Here is a 20,130-nt window from a genome sequence, read left to right as displayed (position 1 = left end):
TTTAAGTATGATAGCCTGGAGACATGATGTTCATCGGGCCATAAAAGCACTGGGCCAGATGGTTTTAAGGCACGATGTTCTGACCATAAAAGAGCATAATAAATGATGAATGAAGGGATGCAATAAAACCCGGGACGATAAAATAAAGGGATTACAAAGCCAATAGCGTACTGATAAGCTGAAGGAAGCCGGGCCACAATGTCGCCCAGGGCTGAAGCCCCGGGTAAAAAAAACTGCCCCGGCTAATCGCCGGGGCAGTCCTCAACAAAACTATTATTCAATAAGTTATGCCAATCTTACGTTAACAGCATTCGGGCCTTTTCTGCCTTCTTCCACGTCGAATACTACGCGGTCATTTTCGCCGATGCTTTCTTTGATACCAGAAACGTGAACAAAAATTTCTTGTCCTGTTCCTTCGATTTTAATGAATCCAAAACCTTTAGCTTCATTAAAAAATTTAACTACACCTGTTTGCATTTTTTATTAATATTTAATTGTGAACGTGTTCTCGCCATTTTTTTAACAGGCGGCTACCTGGGGGCAACTAGAAGAAAAAATGTAAGAAAAAAGCTGAATGTACCCGGAGATCACCAACAAAATGAAATACAATATTCTTAAGAAGCGGGACGAAGATAACTGTTTAGCCTTTACCATCCAAACTTTTTTGTAACAACACGGAAAGCAGTTTTATTTATATATTTTTGATACCTATATGAAAAACACGGACGCATGGCGCATTAAGGCCATTTTAACCGGCTCAGCCGGCAATCTCGTGGAATGGTACGACTGGTACATTTACACTACATTTTCACTTTATTTTGCCCCGGTATTCTTCCCGAAAGGCAGCTATACCGCGCAATTGCTCAATACTGCTGCCATCTTCGCGGTGGGCTTCCTGATGCGCCCCATCGGCGGATGGATGTTTGGCCGTATTGCCGACCAGAAAGGGCGTAAAACCGCCATGACGCTGTCTGTCCTCCTGATGTCGCTGGGCTCCGTGCTGATTGCCTGTACCCCATCGTACAACAGCATCGGGGTGGCGGCGCCGGCCCTCCTGCTGATAGCCCGGCTGTTACAGGGCCTGAGCGTGGGCGGCGAATATGGCACTTCCGCCACTTATCTCAGCGAGGTGGCCACCGCCAGCCGGCGTGGCTTCTTCTCCAGCTTTCAATATGTAACGCTGATCGGCGGGCAACTGACCGCACTCGGCGTACAGATGCTGCTGCAACGGGTGTTCCTCACACCGGAACAGCTCCATAGCTGGGGATGGCGTATCCCCTTTGTGATCGGTGCCCTGCTGGCCTTTGTAGCACTGTACCTGCGCACCCACATGCAGGAGTCCGGCTCCTTTGAGCAACATAAGTCTTCCAAAAACAAAGGCTCGGTAAAAGCCCTGTTCCAGCAATATCCCCGGGCAGCCTTCACGGTGGTGGGCCTCACGATGGGTGGCACCCTGGCGTTTTACACCTATACCACCTACATGCAGAAGTTCCTCGTCAATACGGTCCACCTGACCATTGAAAGGGCCACTACCATTACATTTTTTGTGATGCTGATATATGCATTTTTACAACCCTTATTCGGCTGGCTGTCAGATATCTATGGCCGAAAGCCGCTGCTGATCGGATTTGGCGTACTGGGCACTATCCTCACGGTGCCTATTCTCACGGCTATTAGTCATACGACCTCTGAATGGGCCGCTTTCTGGCTGATACTGGGAGCGCTGGTGATTGTGAGTGGTTACACGTCTATTAATGCGGTGGTAAAAGCGGAGATGTTCCCCGCGGAAGTGCGGGCGCTGGGTGTGGGTTTCCCCTATGCTATCACGGTGGCGCTCTTTGGCGGAACGGCAGAACCCATAGCGCTGTATTTCAAAAAAATCGGCCACGAACCATGGTTTTACTGGTACGTGACCGTTTGTATCTTTATTTCCCTCCTCGTGTATATCACAGCGCGTGATACCAAACAGACTTCTTACCTAGACAAGGATTTCACAGAACCATCGGCATAGCCGATAATAACGCGACTGGCGTAGTGGAGGAACAGGCCGTTCTCCACTACGCCGGGAATATCATTCAGTTGTTGATGTAATGCCACCGGGTCCTTGATTTTCTCATAGTGACAATCCAATATAAAATTGCCATTGTCGGTCACAACAGTGCGGCCATTGCTGGTACGTAGTACCGGCGCGGCATCCAGCGCGAGGAGCCTCCTGAAAGTGAGCTCCCATGCAAAAGGGATAATTTCCACCGGCAACGGGAAACGGCCCAGGTGTTTCACCACTTTGGACTCGTCTGTCACCACGATCATTTCAGCGGAAGCTGCCGCCACGATCTTCTCGCGCAACAGCGCTGCGCCGCCTCCTTTGATCAACCGCAGGTGCTCATCCACTTCATCAGCACCGTCGATGTCCAGGTCTATTTTTTCCACCTCACTAAAAGGAACGATGGTAATACCCTGCTTTCGGGCCAGCTGCTCGGATTGTTCGGAGGTAGCCACCGCTTTCAGCGGCATACCGCTTCTCACCATCTCGCCTATACGCATAATGGCATAATAAGCGGTGCTTCCGGTACCGAGACCGATGGTCATATTCGGTTTGATGTATTCGGTGGCTTTTTCGCCAGCGGCTTTTTTGGCCAGGTCCTGTTGTTGCATGCAACAAATATAAGGAATCAGAGGGAAGACAATACCTCGTCCAGGTGGGCCAGCAAAGCGTCGGTGTTGGCCTTGTTGAACGTCATGGGCGGTTTTATCTTCAGTACGTTGTGTAGCGGTCCGTCGGTGCTAAGCAGGAAACCACGTTGTTTCATCGCTTCCACCACTACATCTATCTCGGGAACGGCCGGTTCCAGGGTATTGCGATCACGCACCAGTTCTGCCCCGATGAAGAAACCATGCCCACGCACGTCTCCGATGATGGCATGTTTATCTTTCAGCTTACGCAGTCCATCCATAAAATAATTACCGGTTACGCGGGCATGCTCCTGGAGACCTTCTTCCTTGATTACATTCAGCACGGCCAAACCGGTGGCCATGGATACCGGGTTACCGCCGAAGGTGTTGAAGTACTCCATACCATTGTTAAACGCGTCTGCGATAGCGCGGGTAGTCACCACCGCTGCCAACGGATGTCCGTTGCCAATAGGTTTGCCCAGCACCACAATATCCGGTGTCACTTCCTGTAGTTCAAAGCCCCAGAAGGCGTCTCCCACGCGGCCGAAGCCTACCTGTACCTCATCGGCGATACATACGCCGCCGGCAGCTTTCACGGCGGCATATACCGCCTGCAGGTAACCGGGAGGTAACGGTATCTGTCCGCCAACGCCCAGCAGCGTTTCGCAGATATAAGCAGCCACGCCCCTGCCCTGCTCTTTCAGACCGGCGATGATATCGGATACGTCGGCGGCATATTTCTCTCCCGCCTGCGGATCGTCTGCCCGGTAAGGCCCGCGGTACATATCAGGATTGAGTGCTTTGTGCGTATGTTCCGGTTTACCGAAACCGCCTTTGCCGTCAAACTTATACGGGCTCAACTCCATGGCCACGGTAGAAGTGCCGTGGTAGGCATGATCGAGCACAATCACATCTTTCTGTTTCGTATAATGACGGCTCATACGGATCGCGAGGTCATTGGCTTCCGAACCTGAATTGGTAAAGTAGCATACCTCCAGTGACGGCGGCAGCGTAGCAATCAGCTGATTGGCGTAGTCCACCAGGTGGTCGTGCAGATAACGTGTATTGGTATTGAGCCGTGCTGCCTGCTGTTGCAGCGCTTTCACCACCACGGGGTGGCAGTGCCCAACGTGACAGGGATTGTTCACACAATCGATATAGGTCCGGCCTTTGTCGTCGTAAAGGTATTGTAACGCGCCACGGACGATCTTCAATGGCGCTTTATAGCTGATGCTCAGGTTACGGCCGATGTGCGCTTTTCGTTCAGCCAGCAACGGTGCATAATCAGCGGTATCATCGATTACCGGCGCGAATCCGCAGGCATGGCGGAAAGCCTGCTGCATGGCGAGTGGGTTGATGGTGATCAGGTGGAAAAGCAGTTTCCAGGCGCCATTTTCTGTGATGAAATGAAATTCGTTGTCGCTGCCGGCCGCCGCTTTCTCTGCGGAGGTAGTCACGCTGATGCATAAACGTGCAGCGATCAGATAATACAACAGATCTGTCTCCTCCGGCGTAAACGGGTAGGCGTCATGGTATCCTTTTACCACAGCCACAGCAGCTTCCAGCGGATCGGCAGCTTCCAGCATGGCATACGTACAGGCAATGGCCACATTGTTGATCAGCTGCGTATATACCATATCCCCGAAATCGATCAGGCCACTGACGAGATCTTGTTGCACGAGGATATTATAGTCGTTGGCATCGTTGTGGATATAAGCTTTACGCAGGTGATGCCTCAGGGGCAGCACTTCTGTTTCATATTGCAAGAGGAAATAAGCTGCCAGCCGCTTCTTTTCCGGATCTTCGATACAGTGTAACTGATCGCGCGCATCAAGCGCGTTTGCGAGGTCCCAGCGGATATCCCGGTGCATGGCAGGATGAGAGAAATTCTCCAGCGCCTTGTCCATTTTTCCCAGGAGGCTTCCCCAGGAAGCATACAGGTCGCGTGTACCCTTTACCGTTACTACGGGCTGACCTTCCAGCCAGGTATACAAACGGATATAATACAGTTCTTCCGGTGTAGCGATGCGGGTCACCGGTTCATCTTTCACATTCCGCACCACTTCCTGAAAATGCCCTCTGGTATCGCCTTTGGCCAGATGTTCCAGTATTCGTACCTGTGCATCGAGGAAAGCAGGGTGCTGGGACTCACCGGCGATTTTGCATATCCAGGCATTGCCCTGTTCATCTTTCACATAAAAATTGGCTTCCTCGTAGCCTTCCAGTTCCTTCGCAGTTACGGTAAGACCGTAGTGCTCCTTCAACAGGTTAACCACCCCGGTGGTAGAAAAAGTATAAAACATAGCGTCTGTATTAAAATTTGTCGGCCAGCAGCATCAGTACATGCGCTGCTGTCCAGCTGAAATTCTCCGCGTTGAGGCCTTTGCCGGTACGCGGGTGATAGTTCTCACGCAACGGCTGATCGTCCTTCATACCGCTCGCGTGTTGCCATAGTTTGTTGACCAGCGTTTGGGCTGCGGCCTGCTGCTGGTATCGCTGCAAGCCTTTTACGCCAAAGTAAAACTGATCTATCCATACCGGTCCACGCCAGTAACCCCGTTGCGGGTCAAAAGCTTTTTCGCTGGCGTCCAGCACCGGCAGGGGCACTAAAGTATTAAAAACAGTGGTATCCAGCATGTATTGCGTCATCTTTTTTACGCGGGATGCAGGAGCGATGCCCGCCCACAGCGTTACCCAGGCTTCCGGCCCTTTCACCCGGACCAGCGCTCCACTTAAATGACGGTCATAATAATAACCACTGGCGGTATCGAAGAACAGTTGGTTGATCTGTTGATTTAATGTGGTCGCCTGTCTGCCGAAGGTAGCAGCGGCAGTTGGTTTGCCCAACACGACCGCCATCTGCGCGAGTACTGTTTTTTCTTTAGACAGATAGACATTGAGGTCGACCGACTCCTGATCGAGCGACCAGGCGCCAGGGCCGTTTTGCAGCATCGTTGCGTTATCGAAGCGAACGGCGTTGTCCATACCGCTTTCCCAGGCTGCGGCGATGCGGGTGCCATCCGTGGAGCCAAATTCACAGAGACCGTTGTGGTCATGATCACGCTCCGCGTACCACCAGTTGTGATAACGTTCCAGCGCCGGATACATTTCGCGGAGGAAAGCGGTGTCGCGGGTAGCGGCAAACACCTCCCATACGGCCCAGGCAGCCAGCGGTGGCTTGGTGTCGCGGAAGTTATTCTCCGTGCTGTCAGCATATATGCAGTCAGGTACCATGCCATTCGCCGCCTGATAATCGAACAGCGACCGGATATTATCTTTCGCCAGTGAAGGATTAAAGTAGGCCAGTCCCACGGCCTGTTTCCAGCTGTCCCATGACCAGAAACCATAGAAGCCCTGATATGAGGCAGACGGGAATACGCCATCATGGCGCAAATGCCCGGAGGCGCTGCGCCAGTTGGTGAGCAGCGTGATCATACTTTTTACGGCCAGCCTGCTGCGGAAATTGTCTTTTTCATTGAAAGGCATGCGACGGAACAGCTGTTGCAGGTATCCGTTCCAGCGTTGTTCATTTTGCCGGAGTACGATGTCAAACTCCCGCTCCGGGGTTGTCTGCATATTTCCTTCCGGCCAGAAGCCTTGCGTTTGCAGGTCTTCCAACTCGCCGCCGGCAGGGATAGACACGTTTCTTGCAGCTGTGTATCCATCTGCGGTAGTTTGTATATCCCAGCGAGCCTGCGCACACCAGTGCAGGCGGAAAACATGTTTAGTACCGGCAATGCCTATACGTACGGAATTACTTTCGCGGGAAAATTGCGCTCTTTTCAGCAGTGCTGCGCCCTGCCATTGCAGGCGCAGCTGCAGCGGTTGCGTACCGTTGTTACGAATAACCGTCTGTATCGCCGCTTCACGGTTGCTGCTAAACAACAGTTGCATTTGTACCTGTATCTGACCAGCGCGGAAGCCTAGTTGTAATAGTCCGGGATAATAATGCGTGGCCGTTGTGTCCTGCTGCAAGGGAAGTTCCTGCCCGTCTGCGTATAGGTGCAGCTGCGCGATGGCTTTTGACAGCCACTCCCCTTTCATGTCCATCAGCAATGGGCCGGTGAAACCGGTAGCCGTGCCGGGTACCGGCAATGCATAGGCATGCCAGGCGCCGTTGTCTGCAAAGAAGGAGGCAGCGATGCGGTTCGTATCTTTTACTGTATAATGGATGTCCAGTACATCCGCAAAATGGTTCCGTTGCGCGCTGGCAGCTTGTTGCGTTAGCAACAACGCCAGCAGCCATTTAATTTTATTCATAGCTCTCTTTGGCCTTTTCTGTTGCTTCTTCGCCCGACCTTAAAGGTCTCAGTATAAATTGATATTGATAAAATTTGTACACCAATGTGTAAGGTGCATGCGGCTTGGCTCCCCAGCTGTTATCACCGCCGAGGCCAGCCTGTTGGTAGTCGATGTTCCACCAGATCAGCGGATCGTTGTTCATAGAGCCGCCGTGCACATTGTGTTTGCGGTTGAAGTTGAGCCGGCCCATATCAAAGTGCAGTACTCCCATGTTCAGCGGTACGTCGGTACGGGCCATCCACCCGTTGCCGGCAGCGGACCGCAGCGCCATCCAGTGTATGTCGGAGCGGTAGCCACTTTCCTGAGCACGGGGATAAGGATGGAACAATGAATCTGCCGGCAGCGTGTATACGTCTACGTCAGCAGCGTACTTGCGGTCCTGGTAGTTATCGAACGGACCGCGGCCCAGCCACGTCACTTTATCCAGCGCCGGATTAAGCACCATACGCATGCCCATGCGGGGCAGTTCAGGCATCACGGTATCACCGGCGAGGAAGTTCACATTTACTTTAATATCTCCGTTGGCAAAAATCGTATAGTCGACATGGTACCTGGCCCCTACCAGCGGTAAGGCGTGTTGTGACTGTATCTGTACCTGCTGTTTGTCCTGCCGCACAATGCTGGCGGACAACAAGCGGGTACTGTCGCCGGCATGTTGCCACACCGCGCAGCGCACCTGTTGACTGTTGCCTATATCATTATCAGTAGCCGCCCGCCAGAAATGCGGTTTCAGCGGCTGTTGCATATAGGCGGTGCCGTTAGTGGTAAACTGTTCCAGCCAGCCGTTTTTAATGGTCGCCGTAAAGGCAGGGTTGCCGATTTCCCAGCCGCCGTCCACTTGTTTTACCTGCAAGGCTGCTCCGGTAACCGCCTGGGCTTTTACCGGCGTATACCAGGGTAGTTCAAACTGGTCTGTTGCCAGTGTAAAACCGGCTGGCAGCATACCATCTGCTTTTTTCAGCGTGGCTTTCAGGTGAAGGAAATAGTGAACACCGGGTTGTGGCTTTATCACCGGCAGGCCTATACGCAGAGTATCGTGTTGATGCGGCAGGAGGAGCCGGTGCGCTAAATCAGCCGAAGCGATTACTTTTCCATCTCCCTTCAGTTGCCAGGTAAGCTGTATATTTTCGAGCTGGTTAAAATCATACCGGTTGGTGATCTGTAAGAGATCAGCAGACAAACCGATGGTGGCAAACTGCACCGGCTGATATACTTTCTTCACTTCAAATGCCTGCGGATGCGGCGTACGATCGGCAGCCAGCATACCATCGGCACAGAAACTGGTATCGCTGGTGGCGCCTACGGTGCCCATATCTGCGCCATAGGCCCAGATAGCTCTTCCTAATGAATCGTGTTGTAAGAACGTCTGGTCAGAGAAGTCCCAGATAAAACCTCCCTGCAACTGATCATATTTGTTGATCAGGTCCCAGTCATCGCGGAGGTTACCGCCGCTGTTGCCCATCATGTGTGCGTATTCGCACTGGACCAGGGGCCGGTCGCGGTACTCTTTCACATACTCCTGCATCCAAGCAACAGATTTGTACATGGGCGCTACGATGTCGGTCCACGGCGTATTGCGGGCCGGTTCGTATTGTACCGGACGGGTATTATCGCGTTGTTTGGTCCATTTGTAGGTGTTGATGAAATTATCGCCAAATTCACTTTCATTGCCCAGCGACCAGGTGATGATGCTGCAATGGTTCTTGTCACGCTCCACCATGCGGCGGGTACGATCGAGATAAGCCGCCTGCCATTCCGGTTTATCGGAGAGGGTTTTCAGCGGGTGCATGCTCATACCATCGCATTCGATGTTAGCTTCGTCCACTACATACAAACCGTATTGATCACAGAGGGCATACCATTCCTCCCTGTTAGGATAGTGGCTGGCACGTACCGCATTGATGTTGTACTGTTTCATGGTGAGGATGTCTTTCAGCATCCCCTCGCGGTCTACCACTTTGGCCGTGTGCATATCATGCTCATGGCGGTTCACCCCTTTGATGGTGATGGGTTGGCCATTGACCATCAGCAGGCCTCTTTTTATTTCCACGGTGCGGAAACCGATAGCATGGGTAAAGCTTTCTACCGGGCGGCCTTGTTTATCTTCCAGCGTCACCACCAGCTGGTATAGATTAGGCTGTTCCGCTGTCCATGATTTAACGCCCGGCAACAGCTGTTGTACCTGCAACAGGCTGTCACGGCCGATCGGCAATACCCTGGTAAAAACGGCCGTCCCGTTGTCCTGCAACGTTATACGGATACGTTTATCCTTGTCCGTTGCAGCGGGTATTTTATTAAGCGCCAGGTCCAGTTGCAGGGAACCGTCTTTGTAATTGTTGACCAGCAATGGTTTGGCGAAGAAATCGTATATAGATAAGGGTGCGCGGGCTACCAGATACACGCTGCGTTCTATGCCGCTCAGCTTCCACATGTCCTGTCCTTCGAGATAGGAGCCGTCACTGAAGCGGAACACCTGCATGGACACGGAGTTGTTGCCTGGTTGCACCAAAGCCGTCACGTCAAATTCGGCGGGGGTTTTACTGTCTTTGCTAAAGCCTGCGTAGTTACCATTTACCCATACATACACAAAAGCATTGGCGGCGCCGATATGCAGGATAGTTTGTTTGCCTTTCCAGGTGGCCGGCAGCTGGAAATTGCGGCGGTAGGAGCCGACAGGATTTTCTTCTTTGGGGACAAACGGCGGATTAGGCGGGAAAGGGTATTCCACGTCCGTAAAAATATAAGGGGCATAACCTTCCGTTTGCCAGTTGGCCGGCACGCGGATAGTTTTCCAGTTCGTTACATCATAAGCGGGTTGTTCATACCCTTGCGGGCGAACAGCAGGATTGGCGGCGAGGTGGAATTTCCAGGTACCGTCCAGTGAGAGGGTGAAAGGAGAGCTGTCTCCTTTTAGGGCGGAAGCGGCGTCCGGGAAGGGAATGAAATGGGCGTGCGGGAACAACGTGTGTTCAGAAGGTTTCTGCGGGTTCTCCCAGTCGTTCGACTGGGCCAGCAAAGTAGCCGGCAAACACATCAAAGCAAGTAATACAGTTTTCATCATGGTACCGTTGTATAAAACCACCGGCGGCTGCGAGGCCGCCAGTGGGATCGTTTAACCGTTATGGATCCTAAATTATTATTGGGCCAGTGGGTTGTTCAGCGTTTCCTTCAAAGGCAGCGGATAATAGCTTTTATCCACGGTGAAGGTCCTGCCGGCGTCCTGCATCTGTTGTTGCAGCATGCCCCAGCGGCGAAGGTCGTAGAAACGGCTGCCTTCCAGTGTGAACTCCATCACACGTTCATGCACCAGCTGTTTAAACACGTCGGTAGTATTAGTCAGGTTCAGTGGCGGCATAGCAGAGCGGGCACGCACATCGTTGATCTCGGCCATCGCTGCAGCCGGAGCGCCGATTGCGTTCTGTGCTTCGGCGTACAGCAGCTTCACGTCTGCGTAGCGGATGATCGGCACGTTGATCGCGTTGGCGTTTCCCAGTTTATCGAGGCTGGCAGGTATCCACTTACGGAAAGCGATGGTATTGTTTTCAAATACTTTACCATACGTATAGCCGTAAACGCGGGGGTTAGCAGCGTCGTTGAAGTAATCATCGTTGAAGAACACGGTATTGTATACACGATGATCATAAAGACCGTCTGTCGCTACTTTTCCTTCTTTCAGCATTTCTGTGAGCAGCCTGGGGGCGCCATAGATTTCTCCGTAGCCGCCCAGCTCAGAGGCAGCCATCCAGTCGCTGAGATAAGATTTGAAGTATGCGCCGTTAGACTCGTCCATAGTCTGTTGCAGTTCAAATACGGACTCCGTGGTGTTGTTGGTCGTACCGTTGAACATAGACAGGTAATTGGACACGAGGCTATACTCTTTGGAGTCGATCACTTTTTTCAGCCACGCAGCTGCTTCGGTGAAGTAGGCGTTAGCGTTGGCTTTATCTTCCCCGGCGCGATAGATGAGCGCTTTACCCAGGTAGGCCTGGGCGGAGCCTTTGGTGGCGCGGCCCAGTTCCGTGGCGGCTCTCTCGCTGCGCAGCGGCAGGTCTGGTTCCGCGGCTTTCAGGTCAGCGATGATCATGTCCCATACTTCAGGGCGGGTAGAAGGTGCTTTCGGCAGATCTGCTTCGCCATTCGGTACTTTATCGCGGATGATCACTTTCTCAAAGTTGGTGACCAGCTTAAAATAATAATAGGCACGCAGGAAGTGGGCTTCTGCCAGGATCATTTTTTTACTGGCAGCATCGATCTGTTTGTCGGTCATCAGGTTTACATTCTCCAATACCTGATTGGTGAAGTTGATGCCGCGGTAGTTGTCTCTCCAGAGCAGGTCGATGGCGTAGTTACCGGAGTTATAGCTATAGTTATAGATCTCCATCCACCAGCTGTAGTTATAGGCATCGGCGCCCGGCTCCACATAATCTTCGCGGTAGTATTCGCGGCAGGAACGGGCTTCCACGAAGTTATCCCAGCCGGCAAAGCTTTCTATCCTGGAATAGGCCGCGGCCAGGCCGGTGAGGGCGCGGTCGCGGGAAGTCCAGAAGTTATCCGATGTAAGCTTGTCGGGCGATGCCTGTTCAAGCAACTCTTTTTTACAGCTGGTATTAAATACCATGGCTGCGGATAATAAGGATATATATAACAAAGATTTTTTCATAACCATTTTTTTAGAATTCCAGCTGTGCCCCAGCCATCAATACTTTGTTTTGCGGATACATCAGGCGGTCCAGGCCACTGTTGAGGATGTCTGTACGGCCGATTTCAGGATCTGGTCCGGAATACCTGGTGAACGTGAGAATATTCTGTGCACTTACGTACAGGCGTAACCGTGTAACTTTTATCTGTTGCAGGAGCTGCGGAGAGAAAGCGTACCCGAGGGTGATGTTTTTCAGGCGCAGGTAGCTGCCGCTTTCGAGGAAGCGGGTGGATTCGCGGTTATTGTAGTTGGGATCGCCCAATACAGCGCGGGGCACGTCGGTGTTGGTATTTTGCGGCGTCCAGGCGTTGAGGGTGCTTACGTCGAAGTTACGACCGGCGTCCATGCCTTGCAGTTCGTATTTGTTGCCGTTGTAGATCTTGTTACCGCCCACACCCTGCCAGAAGAGCGCCAGGTCGAAGCCTTTCCATGCTACGCTCATATTCAGGCCATATTCAATTTTCGGGAAAGAGCTGCCTTTGTAGGTTTTGTCTGCATCGTTGATCACGCCGTCGCCGTTGCTGTCTTTAAAGCGTACGTCGCCGGGTTTGGCATCAGGCTGCAGCAGCTCGCCTTTGCTGTTTTTATAGGCTGCTACTTCGGCGTCTGACTGGAAGAGGCCATCGGCTTCATACAGGTAGAAAGCACCTACTTCGGTACCTACCTGTGTGGTGTTAGGAACGGGACCGGTGCCGTATTTAAGGCCGGTGCCATACAGTTTCTGGCCGTCGTTGGCGAGTGCCAGCACTTTGTTTTTCACCTGGCTAACGGTACCGGTTACACTGTAGCTCCAGTCACCTTTTTTGTCAGACCAGGTCATTTCCAGTTCCCAACCGCTGTTTTTGAAACGGCCTACGTTGAGGATCGGGTTGTTCAAACCATTGCTGGGACCCAGCTCTCTTCTGATCAACACATCGGAGGTAATGTTGTTGAAGTAGTTGAAAGCACCCGTTAATTTATTGAGAATCGCGAAGTCGAAACCGGCGTTGCGGCTGGTGTTGGTTTCCCAGCGCAGGTCTTTGTTACGCAGCTCCCAGGCAGCGCCGCCAGGCCATGCGGTACCACCGGCGCCCTGTACGGAACCACCACCCCACAGATTGTTGATTAAGATCAGCTGTTGATGATCGTATGCATTCAGCACTTCTTCATTACCCAGTTGACCGTAGCTGGCACGCAGCTTCAGCATATTGAGCCAGGTGAGGCTTTGCATAAATGATTCACTCTGGATGTTCCAGCCCACAGACACGGACGGGAAAGTACCATAGCGGCGGTTCACACCGAATTTGGAAGATCCGTCGCGACGTACCGCCAGTTGCAGCAGGTATTTACCGTCGTACGCATAGTTGACACGACCCAGCCAGGAGAGGCGGTCTGTTTGCCAACGGGTGCCGGTAGCGCTGAAAGTACCGCCTTTAGCACCGTCCATGGTGTTAAACAGCGGATCGAGGAAACCACCGGGTACGATATCAGAAGAGATCTGACCATCTTTCACGGAGTAGATGGTGGTTTTACCATCGGCGGTGGCGAGAACGTTGTTGTAGGTTTTCTCCAGTGCGGTGTAACCGGCGAGCAGGTTCAGGCTGTGTTTACCGAAGCTGCGATCGTAGTACAACAGGTTTTCCATCAGGCGTTGCCGTTCGTTGCCGCGGTTGTCCTGCAGCTGGGCAAAAGGAATCAGCGGATCGTTGGCGTTAGCGCGGTACGGCGGATGGTAAGCGTAGGTGAAATAGTTGCTGTTGGCTAAGCTCAGGTTAGTCACGAACTTCATGCCCCTCAGCAGTTCCAGCGACAGGCGCGCGTTACCATTGAAGTATTGGATCTTGTTGCTGTTATCGTTATAGTGATTAACGCCCACGGCGTTCTCGAACTTAGGCAGCTGGTTGATCTGCATTGCGTAACCATATTTTTCCTTCTCGTCGTATACTGGTAACAGTGGTGACTGGAAGTAGGCGTCTTTCACGCTGTAAGGCACGTCGCGGCGGTCTGTTTCCGCATATACGAGGTTGGCTTCCACGGTGAGGCGGCCTTTCTTGTACTCGTTACGGGAGCGGATAGATTTCTTCTTAAAGTTGGAACCCAGGAAAGTACCTTTCTCATTGGTGATGTTACCGCTGAGGCCATAAGTGAAATATTCGCTGCCGCCGGTGAGGTTCAGGCTATAGTTTTCGCTGTTGCCCTGTTGGAGGATTTCATCCTGCCAGTTGGTATTGGCGGTGATACCGCTTTTCAGGTAAGTTGGTCTTTTGGTGCTGGCCGGAGCAGCATCGTACATCATGGTGTGTACTTTCAGGTAACCGTCTGCATCGAGCAGGTGCTGTTTGCCGGTAGGGTTCACGATGCTGTACCAGGTATTGAATTCAATTTTTGGTGCGCCCTTTTTGCCTTTTTTGGTGGTGATGAGGATCACGCCGTTGGCAGCCACGGAACCGTAGATAGAGGCAGCGGCGCCGTCTTTCAGTACTTCTATGGAAGCAATATCGTTGTTGTTGAGGTAATAGGGGTCTGCCGGGCTGCCGTCTACGATAAACAGCGGCTGGTGTGAGCCAAAGGTGCTGATACCACGCAGGCGGATATCGGCCATAGCGCCGGGAGCGCCGCCGGTATTGGTAACGGTGAGGCCTGCCACTTTACCTTGCAGGGCATTGACAGGGTTGTTGCTGGCAACATTGGAAATTTCGCTTCCTTTTACAGAGGTGATGGCACTGCTCACATTTCTTTTGCTTTGTGTGCCGTAGCCTACCACCACCACCTGGTCCAGTACTTTGGTGGAAGCAGCAAGGGTAACGGTCAGCGGTCCATTTCCGTTGACTGTTACCTCTTGTGTTTCATAGCCGATGAAAGATACTTCCAGTACCGCACCGGGTTGCAGGTCGGTGAACCGGAAGCTGCCTTTCACGTCAGTGAGCATACCGCGGGGAGTACCTTTTACCCGCACGCTTACGCCGGGCAGGAATTCACCGGTATTGGACTTCACCACGCCTTCCACCACTTTTTCCTGTGCCGGCTGAGCGGCTGTCAGGGCGGAAGTGGCCGGCACTGCTTTCACCAGGATGATGTCTTCCGTCATCCTGAACTGCAGCGACGTAGCGTGGCTGATTTCCTGGAGTAAACTTTCTACTGTCCTCTCTTTTTTATCGATGGTTACAGGTTTCAATTTTTCCAGATCATCAAGATTGTACGAGAATTTCAGACGGGTATTTTTCTCGAGGTACTGAATAACACTGAGCACCTTCGTCTGCCTGAATCCCACGTCAATCTTATCTTTCAATCCCTCTGCTATTTGCGCCCAACTTAGCAAAAGGGATGATAGGAGCATGGCACAGCATGCCCTTAGAAGGGATGTCTTCTTCATAACGCATTTTGGTTGTTTAGATGTACCTGTGTGGACTATTTACTGATTGGTTGCACAAATAAAGTGTCGTTTTTTGTCACAGACTGCAGTCCGTTGACAAAGCAAACTGCTGCCAGCACTTCATTCAGCGGTTTGTTGTTGAATACGCCGTTAAAGCGGATAGGTTTATTTTTACGTGTGATTACTTTTACATTGATACCATACCAATATCCCAGCGTGGCCGCTATCTCATCGGGAGATGCGTTGTGGAAGACGAGGCGTCCGCTGCGCCAGGCTTTTTCCCTTTCAGGGTCAAATTTGTTTTTCACGAAGCGGGCATGAGCTTTACCCGTAGTCAGTTGTTCACCGGGCACTAATTCAGCGACGGCTGTTTCCTGTGCTACCCGTACTTTCCCTTCAACAAGGGTTACGGCCGCCTGTTCATCATACCGGTAAGCGCGCAGTTTAAAAGCTGTTCCCAGCGCCTGTACCTGCAGGTTGCCCGTGCGCACCATAAATGGTTTGCCTTCTGCTTTGGCCACTTCAAACAGCGCCTCCCCTTCCAATATCAGGTTGCGTTGCTGCTCATTGAAGCTGGCCGGCACTTTCAGCGTGCTGTGTGCATTCAGGATCACGAGACTTCCGTCGGCCAGCATTACCTGCCGGCGCAGGCTGTCGCCCGCTTTAAAAAGGGTGTAGGACTCATTCCCTGCGGCGGGTGCAGCCGGATGATGTGTTGTCAGCCACCAGGTGGCGGCAGCCAGTGGTAGTACGGCGGCGGCAGCGATACGGGCTATCCGTTTCCAGGAGATCCTTTTTACCGGCGTATCTGCCACTGCTATAGCAGCTTTCAGTTTACCGAATTCGACTTCCTTTTCTTCCGGCGTGATCCGCAGCCCTAAGCGAAACAACATGTCCCGGGCTTTTGCAGCTTCTTCCTGCTTGTGCGGGTACCGTTCCAGCCAGTCTTCCCAAAACTGCACGTCCTTCTCATTGCTGCGCAGGCAGTAACGAACGAACGAATCGTTTAAAATAAAGTCTTCCGCCTTATACTGCTGTAAGTCCATGCCAGGCATTTAACTATAAAGAGGGGGGTACGTCTGTCTTTTTACCAAAGAAATCAGGAAAAATTTTCCGGATCGATCAAAAGCAGCAGCAGTGCGATAAAAGTGGCATCGGTATATACTTCCCGGATGCGTACGAGGGCGTTGTGAATGGTATTATAGATGGTACGGGGGGTGGCCGCCGTTTTAACGGCTATTTCTTCAATGCTCAGGTCTTCGTAAAAACGCATCCTGATGAATTCTTTCTGGCGACTGGTGAGCAGTGCCAGCATTTTCTCCAGTTTTTCCTTTACCAGGCTGTCGGTTTCCTGGCGTATGAGCACCGTTTCATAAGGTTGCTCTTCCGGCTCGGGGAACAGCTGACTATCGGTCAGCACCGTGCCTTTCTGGTTTTTGGTTAACAGTTTATATAGTTTCCTTTTAAAGCAGATAAACAGATAAGCCTGAATATTTTCAGGCATGTCGAGTTGATGGCGCTTACGCCAGATGTCCACAAAAATGTCGTTGATGGCTTCTTTCACCATGCCTTTGTCCAGCACTACAGAAACACCGTAGTGGTAGAAATTATCGTAGAGGTCATGGTAGATTTTATACAGTCCCTGTTCATTGTCCTGCTGCATTTCGTACCAGAAGCCGGCATATTCCTTTTCACCGTACCGGCCTGTGCTGGATTCGGTTGAGCGATGTGCATTGAGCATACAGCTGAGCATTTTGGTTGGCCCGTGGGAGCAATTGTTGTTCTGATTATGGCGGCAAATTAATGGTTTAGATTGAAACAACCACTTCTTTTATTGTGAAAGCATGACAAAACCGCGTCCCGCTTTTCGTATTTTTAATTTTGTTATTTTTATCAGGAATGGTTTTTGTTTATTATCAATCCTCTTAATTTGAAAGCACCCATCATCTTTAGCATGGCCGCCTCCCTGCTGTGGCAGGGCGCCAGCGCCCAGGATTCATCCGCCATCCGGGCCATCAATGCCACCAGCTTCGCGAAACATATACAGGTATTGGCGTCAGATGCCTTTGAAGGCCGTAAGCCCTTCACCCGCGGAGAAGACAGCGCCATCCACTATCTGGCGGCGCAGTTCAAAGCGCTGGGACTGAAGCCCGGCAATGGCAACAGCTATTTCCAGGATGTGCCGATGGTAGCCATCGGCTCCAAACCCGCAGGCAATCTGGTGATCAAAGGCGCACACGGCGAGGTGTCCTTACAATATCTCGATGACTATGTGGCCGCCACCCGCCGGGTACAGGAACAGGTAAGCCTCCGCAATTCCGAACTGGTATTTGCCGGTTATGGTATTGTGGCACCGGAATACGGACATAACGACTACGCCGGCCTCGATGTAAAAGGCAAGACGGTGATTGTGATGATCAACGACCCCGGCTTTGCAGACAACAGTCTTTTTAAAGGCCGCACCATGACCTACTACGGGCGGTGGACATATAAATTTGAGGAAGCGTCCAGGCAGGGTGCCGCAGGCGTGATCATCATCCATGAAACAGCCGCCGCCAGCTATCCGTGGAAAGTGGTGCGCAGTGGATGGTCCAATTCCAAACTACACCTGCAGGCGGCAGATAACAATATGTCAAGGACCACCATGGAAGGCTGGATCACCCAGGATGCCGCCAAAAAAATCTTCCAGCTGGCCGGCATCTCCCCGGATATCATGGAAAAAGCAAAACAAAAGGATTTTAAACCGGTAGATCTTCACCTGCAAACATCGCTGGTCATCAACAATACCATCAAAAAATCGACGTCACACAACGTACTGGCCATTCTGCCAGGCGCTAAAAAGCCGGATGAATGCGTGGTATTTTCAGCGCACTGGGACCACTTCGGCATCGGTGAACCGGTAAAAGGCGACTCCATCTACAACGGCGCCGTGGACAATGCCACCGGCACCGCAGGGCTGCTGGAACTGGCCACCGCCTTCACCCGGCTGAAACAAAAACCGGCGCGCTCCGTGCTCTTTCTTTCTGTGACGGGAGAAGAACAAGGCCTGCTCGGCTCAGAGTATTACGCCGCCCATCCGGTGTTCAAAGCTGAAAAAACAGTGGCCGACATCAACCTCGATGTGCTCAACACCTTCGGCCGCACCAAAGACGTGACCGTGATCGGTATGGGCCAGTCGGAGCTGGACGAATATGCCCAACGGGCGGCCGCCAAACAGGGCCGTATCACCGTACCGGAAGCAAATCCGGAAGGAGGCTGGTTTTTCCGCTCAGATCACTTTAACTTTGCTAAAAAGGGTGTCCCCGGTTTATACCTGGGCCCAGGCAACGATATTGTGGGCAAAGCTCCCGGCTCCGGTAAAGAAAAAACTGCAGAGTATAACCGTTTACGTTACCACTCCCCCGCTGACGAGTTTAACCCTGATACCTGGGTAATGGACGGCATGGTAGAAGATGTACGCCTCATGTTCGACGTTGGTTATACCCTCAGCAACGAAAGCACTTTCCCGCAATGGAAAAAAGGCTCAGAGTTCAAGGCGTACCGGAAATAAACGATAACACCCGGTAACATGATTATGGTATTATTTGGATTAATAATGATAGGGCTGATCCTGTTCTTGTACTTTAAGAACCTGGTCAACCGCCACCAACTGAAGAAAACAGCAGTTCCCGATACTTACCGGGAACTGCTGCAAACACATGTACGCTATTACCAGCAACTCACAGAGACCGATAAAAGCCGCTTTGAGCAACAGGTACAGCGTTTCCTGAAAAGAACGCATATCGAAGGCGTAGGTACGGCAGTAGAACCACTCGACCGCGTACTGGTGGCAGCCAGCGCCATCATCCCCATCTTCGGTTTTAAAAACTGGGAGTATTTTAACCTCACCAACGTGATCCTGTATCCCGATACGTTCGATGAATCCTATCAGTATGAAGGCAACCGCCGGAATATTCTTGGGATGGTAGGCAGCGGCGCGCTCAACGGACAGATGATCCTTTCCCGCTCCGCACTGCGGGAAGGTTTTTCCAATACCACCGATAAAAGCAACACGGCCATTCATGAGTTCGTGCACCTGCTCGACAAGGCAGACGGCACGGTGGACGGCCTTCCCACCAAACTGCTGGAACACAGCTACAGTATTCCCTGGCTTAAACTGGTACACCAGACGATTCAGGAAATGGCAGAAGGCCGTACAGATATTAATCCGTACGGCGCCACTAATCAGGCCGAATTTTTTGCGGTGATTTCAGAGTATTTCTTTGAAAGGCCGGATCTGCTTTCGGAGAGACATCCCGAACTATATAAAATGCTGACGCATATTTTTCAACAGGACCCGGCTAAAAGCACCGTCTGATCAGTGTTTGTTCTCTTTGTTTGAAAGCGCTTTCACAGCAGCTTTCAGCGCTTCAATTTCTTTTTGTTGTTGCAGGATATACAGCGTGAGCTCTTCAATTTTCTGCATTTGTTTGCGCTGCATATCGCCGAGGTCCAGGCCGTCCTGTTCTATGACAGCAGCGGAAGGCATATCCGGCAAATGTTTGTGCGTGTTGATGTGCTGCTGTACTTCCGCGAGCGATGGCAGTTTGTAGCCGGGATCGAAGACATAGTCGGCCCAGCCGTTCTGGGACACTTTTATCTTCTGCGTGGTGATAGTACCCAATACGGAAAGCTCCGTTTGTGGTTTTGTAGTACCGATGCCCACCCGTCCATTGTCCGTGATGGTAAAGCGTGCAGCACACATCCCGCCCGCCGTGCAGCCGGTTTTGTCGTAAGCCCAGAACTGGAGGCTGTTCCCATAGCTGTTGCCGGTCATGTTAAATAGGATCCACTTTTGGGCCTCTCCCGGCTGCGTTTTAGACGGATTCTGAAGCGTAAGATAACCTCCAATAGTATTTTCAGTAACGGGAACAGAGCTAACGAGCCCGCCCCTGGCCAATATGCTACCATTCACATCCAACTTCTCTGTTGGATCGGAGACACCAATACCTACGCTGCCTTCTTTTTCGGTGATTTGCGCGAACATAAACATAGGAAATAACATTCCTAAAAAGGTAAGGGAATACTTCATAGTTAAATACGGGTTAAACTTTAATCAAACTCC

The 20,130-nt window shown here is 51.8% G+C and carries 13 protein-coding genes; 3 read left to right on the top strand and 10 right to left on the bottom strand.

Annotation, left to right across the window (positions count from 1 at the left end; translation table 11 throughout):
- Positions 1 to 285: 285 nt before the first annotated feature.
- Entirely contained in the window at positions 286 to 477 is a 192-nt protein-coding gene (locus ICL55_RS00460; protein ID WP_078668260.1) for a cold-shock protein, read from the bottom strand.
- Between the two features lie 235 nt (positions 478 to 712).
- Between ICL55_RS00460 and ICL55_RS00455 the strand changes: the two genes are divergently transcribed.
- Positions 713 to 2,011 carry an MFS transporter gene (locus ICL55_RS00455; protein ID WP_188094084.1) on the top strand — a complete coding sequence of 433 codons (1,299 nt, stop codon included), beginning with the start codon at positions 713 to 715 and terminating at the stop codon, positions 2,009 to 2,011.
- On the opposite strand, the gene rpiA is transcribed toward ICL55_RS00455, so the two are convergent.
- The 8 genes from rpiA to ICL55_RS00415 form a co-directional block, all read right to left on the bottom strand.
- Complete coding sequence (gene rpiA / locus ICL55_RS00450; protein ID WP_188094083.1) at positions 1,975 to 2,655, bottom strand: ribose-5-phosphate isomerase RpiA; 681 nt, start codon at positions 2,653 to 2,655, stop codon at positions 1,975 to 1,977. The genes ICL55_RS00455 and rpiA overlap by 37 nt on opposite strands.
- A gap of 17 nt (positions 2,656 to 2,672) precedes the next feature.
- Positions 2,673 to 4,976: an aminotransferase class III-fold pyridoxal phosphate-dependent enzyme gene (locus ICL55_RS00445; protein WP_188094082.1), complete on the bottom strand. Its 2,304-nt coding sequence runs from the start codon at positions 4,974 to 4,976 to the stop codon at positions 2,673 to 2,675.
- Between the two features lie 10 nt (positions 4,977 to 4,986).
- Positions 4,987 to 6,933 carry an MGH1-like glycoside hydrolase domain-containing protein gene (locus ICL55_RS00440; RefSeq protein ID WP_188094081.1) on the bottom strand — a complete coding sequence of 649 codons (1,947 nt, stop codon included), beginning with the start codon at positions 6,931 to 6,933 and terminating at the stop codon, positions 4,987 to 4,989.
- Entirely contained in the window at positions 6,926 to 10,036 is a 3,111-nt protein-coding gene (locus tag ICL55_RS00435; RefSeq protein WP_188094080.1) for a glycoside hydrolase family 2 TIM barrel-domain containing protein, read from the bottom strand. Before ICL55_RS00435 ends, ICL55_RS00440 begins: the two co-directional genes overlap by 8 nt.
- Positions 10,037 to 10,111: 75 nt before the next feature.
- Positions 10,112 to 11,635, bottom strand: coding sequence for a RagB/SusD family nutrient uptake outer membrane protein (locus ICL55_RS00430; protein WP_188094079.1), 1,524 nt, complete (start codon positions 11,633 to 11,635; stop codon positions 10,112 to 10,114).
- 10 nt (positions 11,636 to 11,645) lie between these two features.
- A complete protein-coding gene (locus tag ICL55_RS00425; RefSeq protein ID WP_188094078.1) occupies positions 11,646 to 14,942 on the bottom strand; it encodes a SusC/RagA family TonB-linked outer membrane protein in 3,297 nt (1,098 codons plus the stop codon).
- Positions 14,943 to 15,061: 119 nt separating this feature from the next.
- Positions 15,062 to 16,072 carry a FecR family protein gene (locus ICL55_RS00420; RefSeq protein WP_188094077.1) on the bottom strand — a complete coding sequence of 337 codons (1,011 nt, stop codon included), beginning with the start codon at positions 16,070 to 16,072 and terminating at the stop codon, positions 15,062 to 15,064.
- 53 nt (positions 16,073 to 16,125) lie between these two features.
- Positions 16,126 to 16,767, bottom strand: a complete 642-nt coding sequence (locus ICL55_RS00415) for an RNA polymerase sigma factor (RefSeq protein ID WP_188094076.1) — start codon at positions 16,765 to 16,767, stop codon at positions 16,126 to 16,128.
- Positions 16,768 to 16,956: 189 nt separating this feature from the next.
- Here ICL55_RS00415 and ICL55_RS00410 point away from each other — a divergent pair, with 189 nt between their 5' ends.
- Together ICL55_RS00410 and ICL55_RS00405 are read left to right on the top strand one after the other, a co-directional pair.
- Entirely contained in the window at positions 16,957 to 18,576 is a 1,620-nt protein-coding gene (locus ICL55_RS00410) for a M28 family metallopeptidase (RefSeq protein WP_246496130.1), read from the top strand.
- A gap of 18 nt (positions 18,577 to 18,594) precedes the next feature.
- Positions 18,595 to 19,383, top strand: coding sequence for a M90 family metallopeptidase (locus ICL55_RS00405; protein WP_188094075.1), 789 nt, complete (start codon positions 18,595 to 18,597; stop codon positions 19,381 to 19,383).
- On the opposite strand, the gene ICL55_RS00400 is transcribed toward ICL55_RS00405, so the two are convergent.
- Entirely contained in the window at positions 19,384 to 20,052 is a 669-nt protein-coding gene (locus ICL55_RS00400; protein ID WP_188094074.1) for a hypothetical protein, read from the bottom strand.
- Positions 20,053 to 20,130: the final 78 nt, after the last annotated feature.

The organism is Chitinophaga varians (assembly GCF_014529945.1).
In the GTDB taxonomy this organism is placed as follows: domain Bacteria; phylum Bacteroidota; class Bacteroidia; order Chitinophagales; family Chitinophagaceae; genus Chitinophaga; species Chitinophaga varians.
This window is presented reverse-complemented; position numbering and strand designations above follow the sequence as displayed.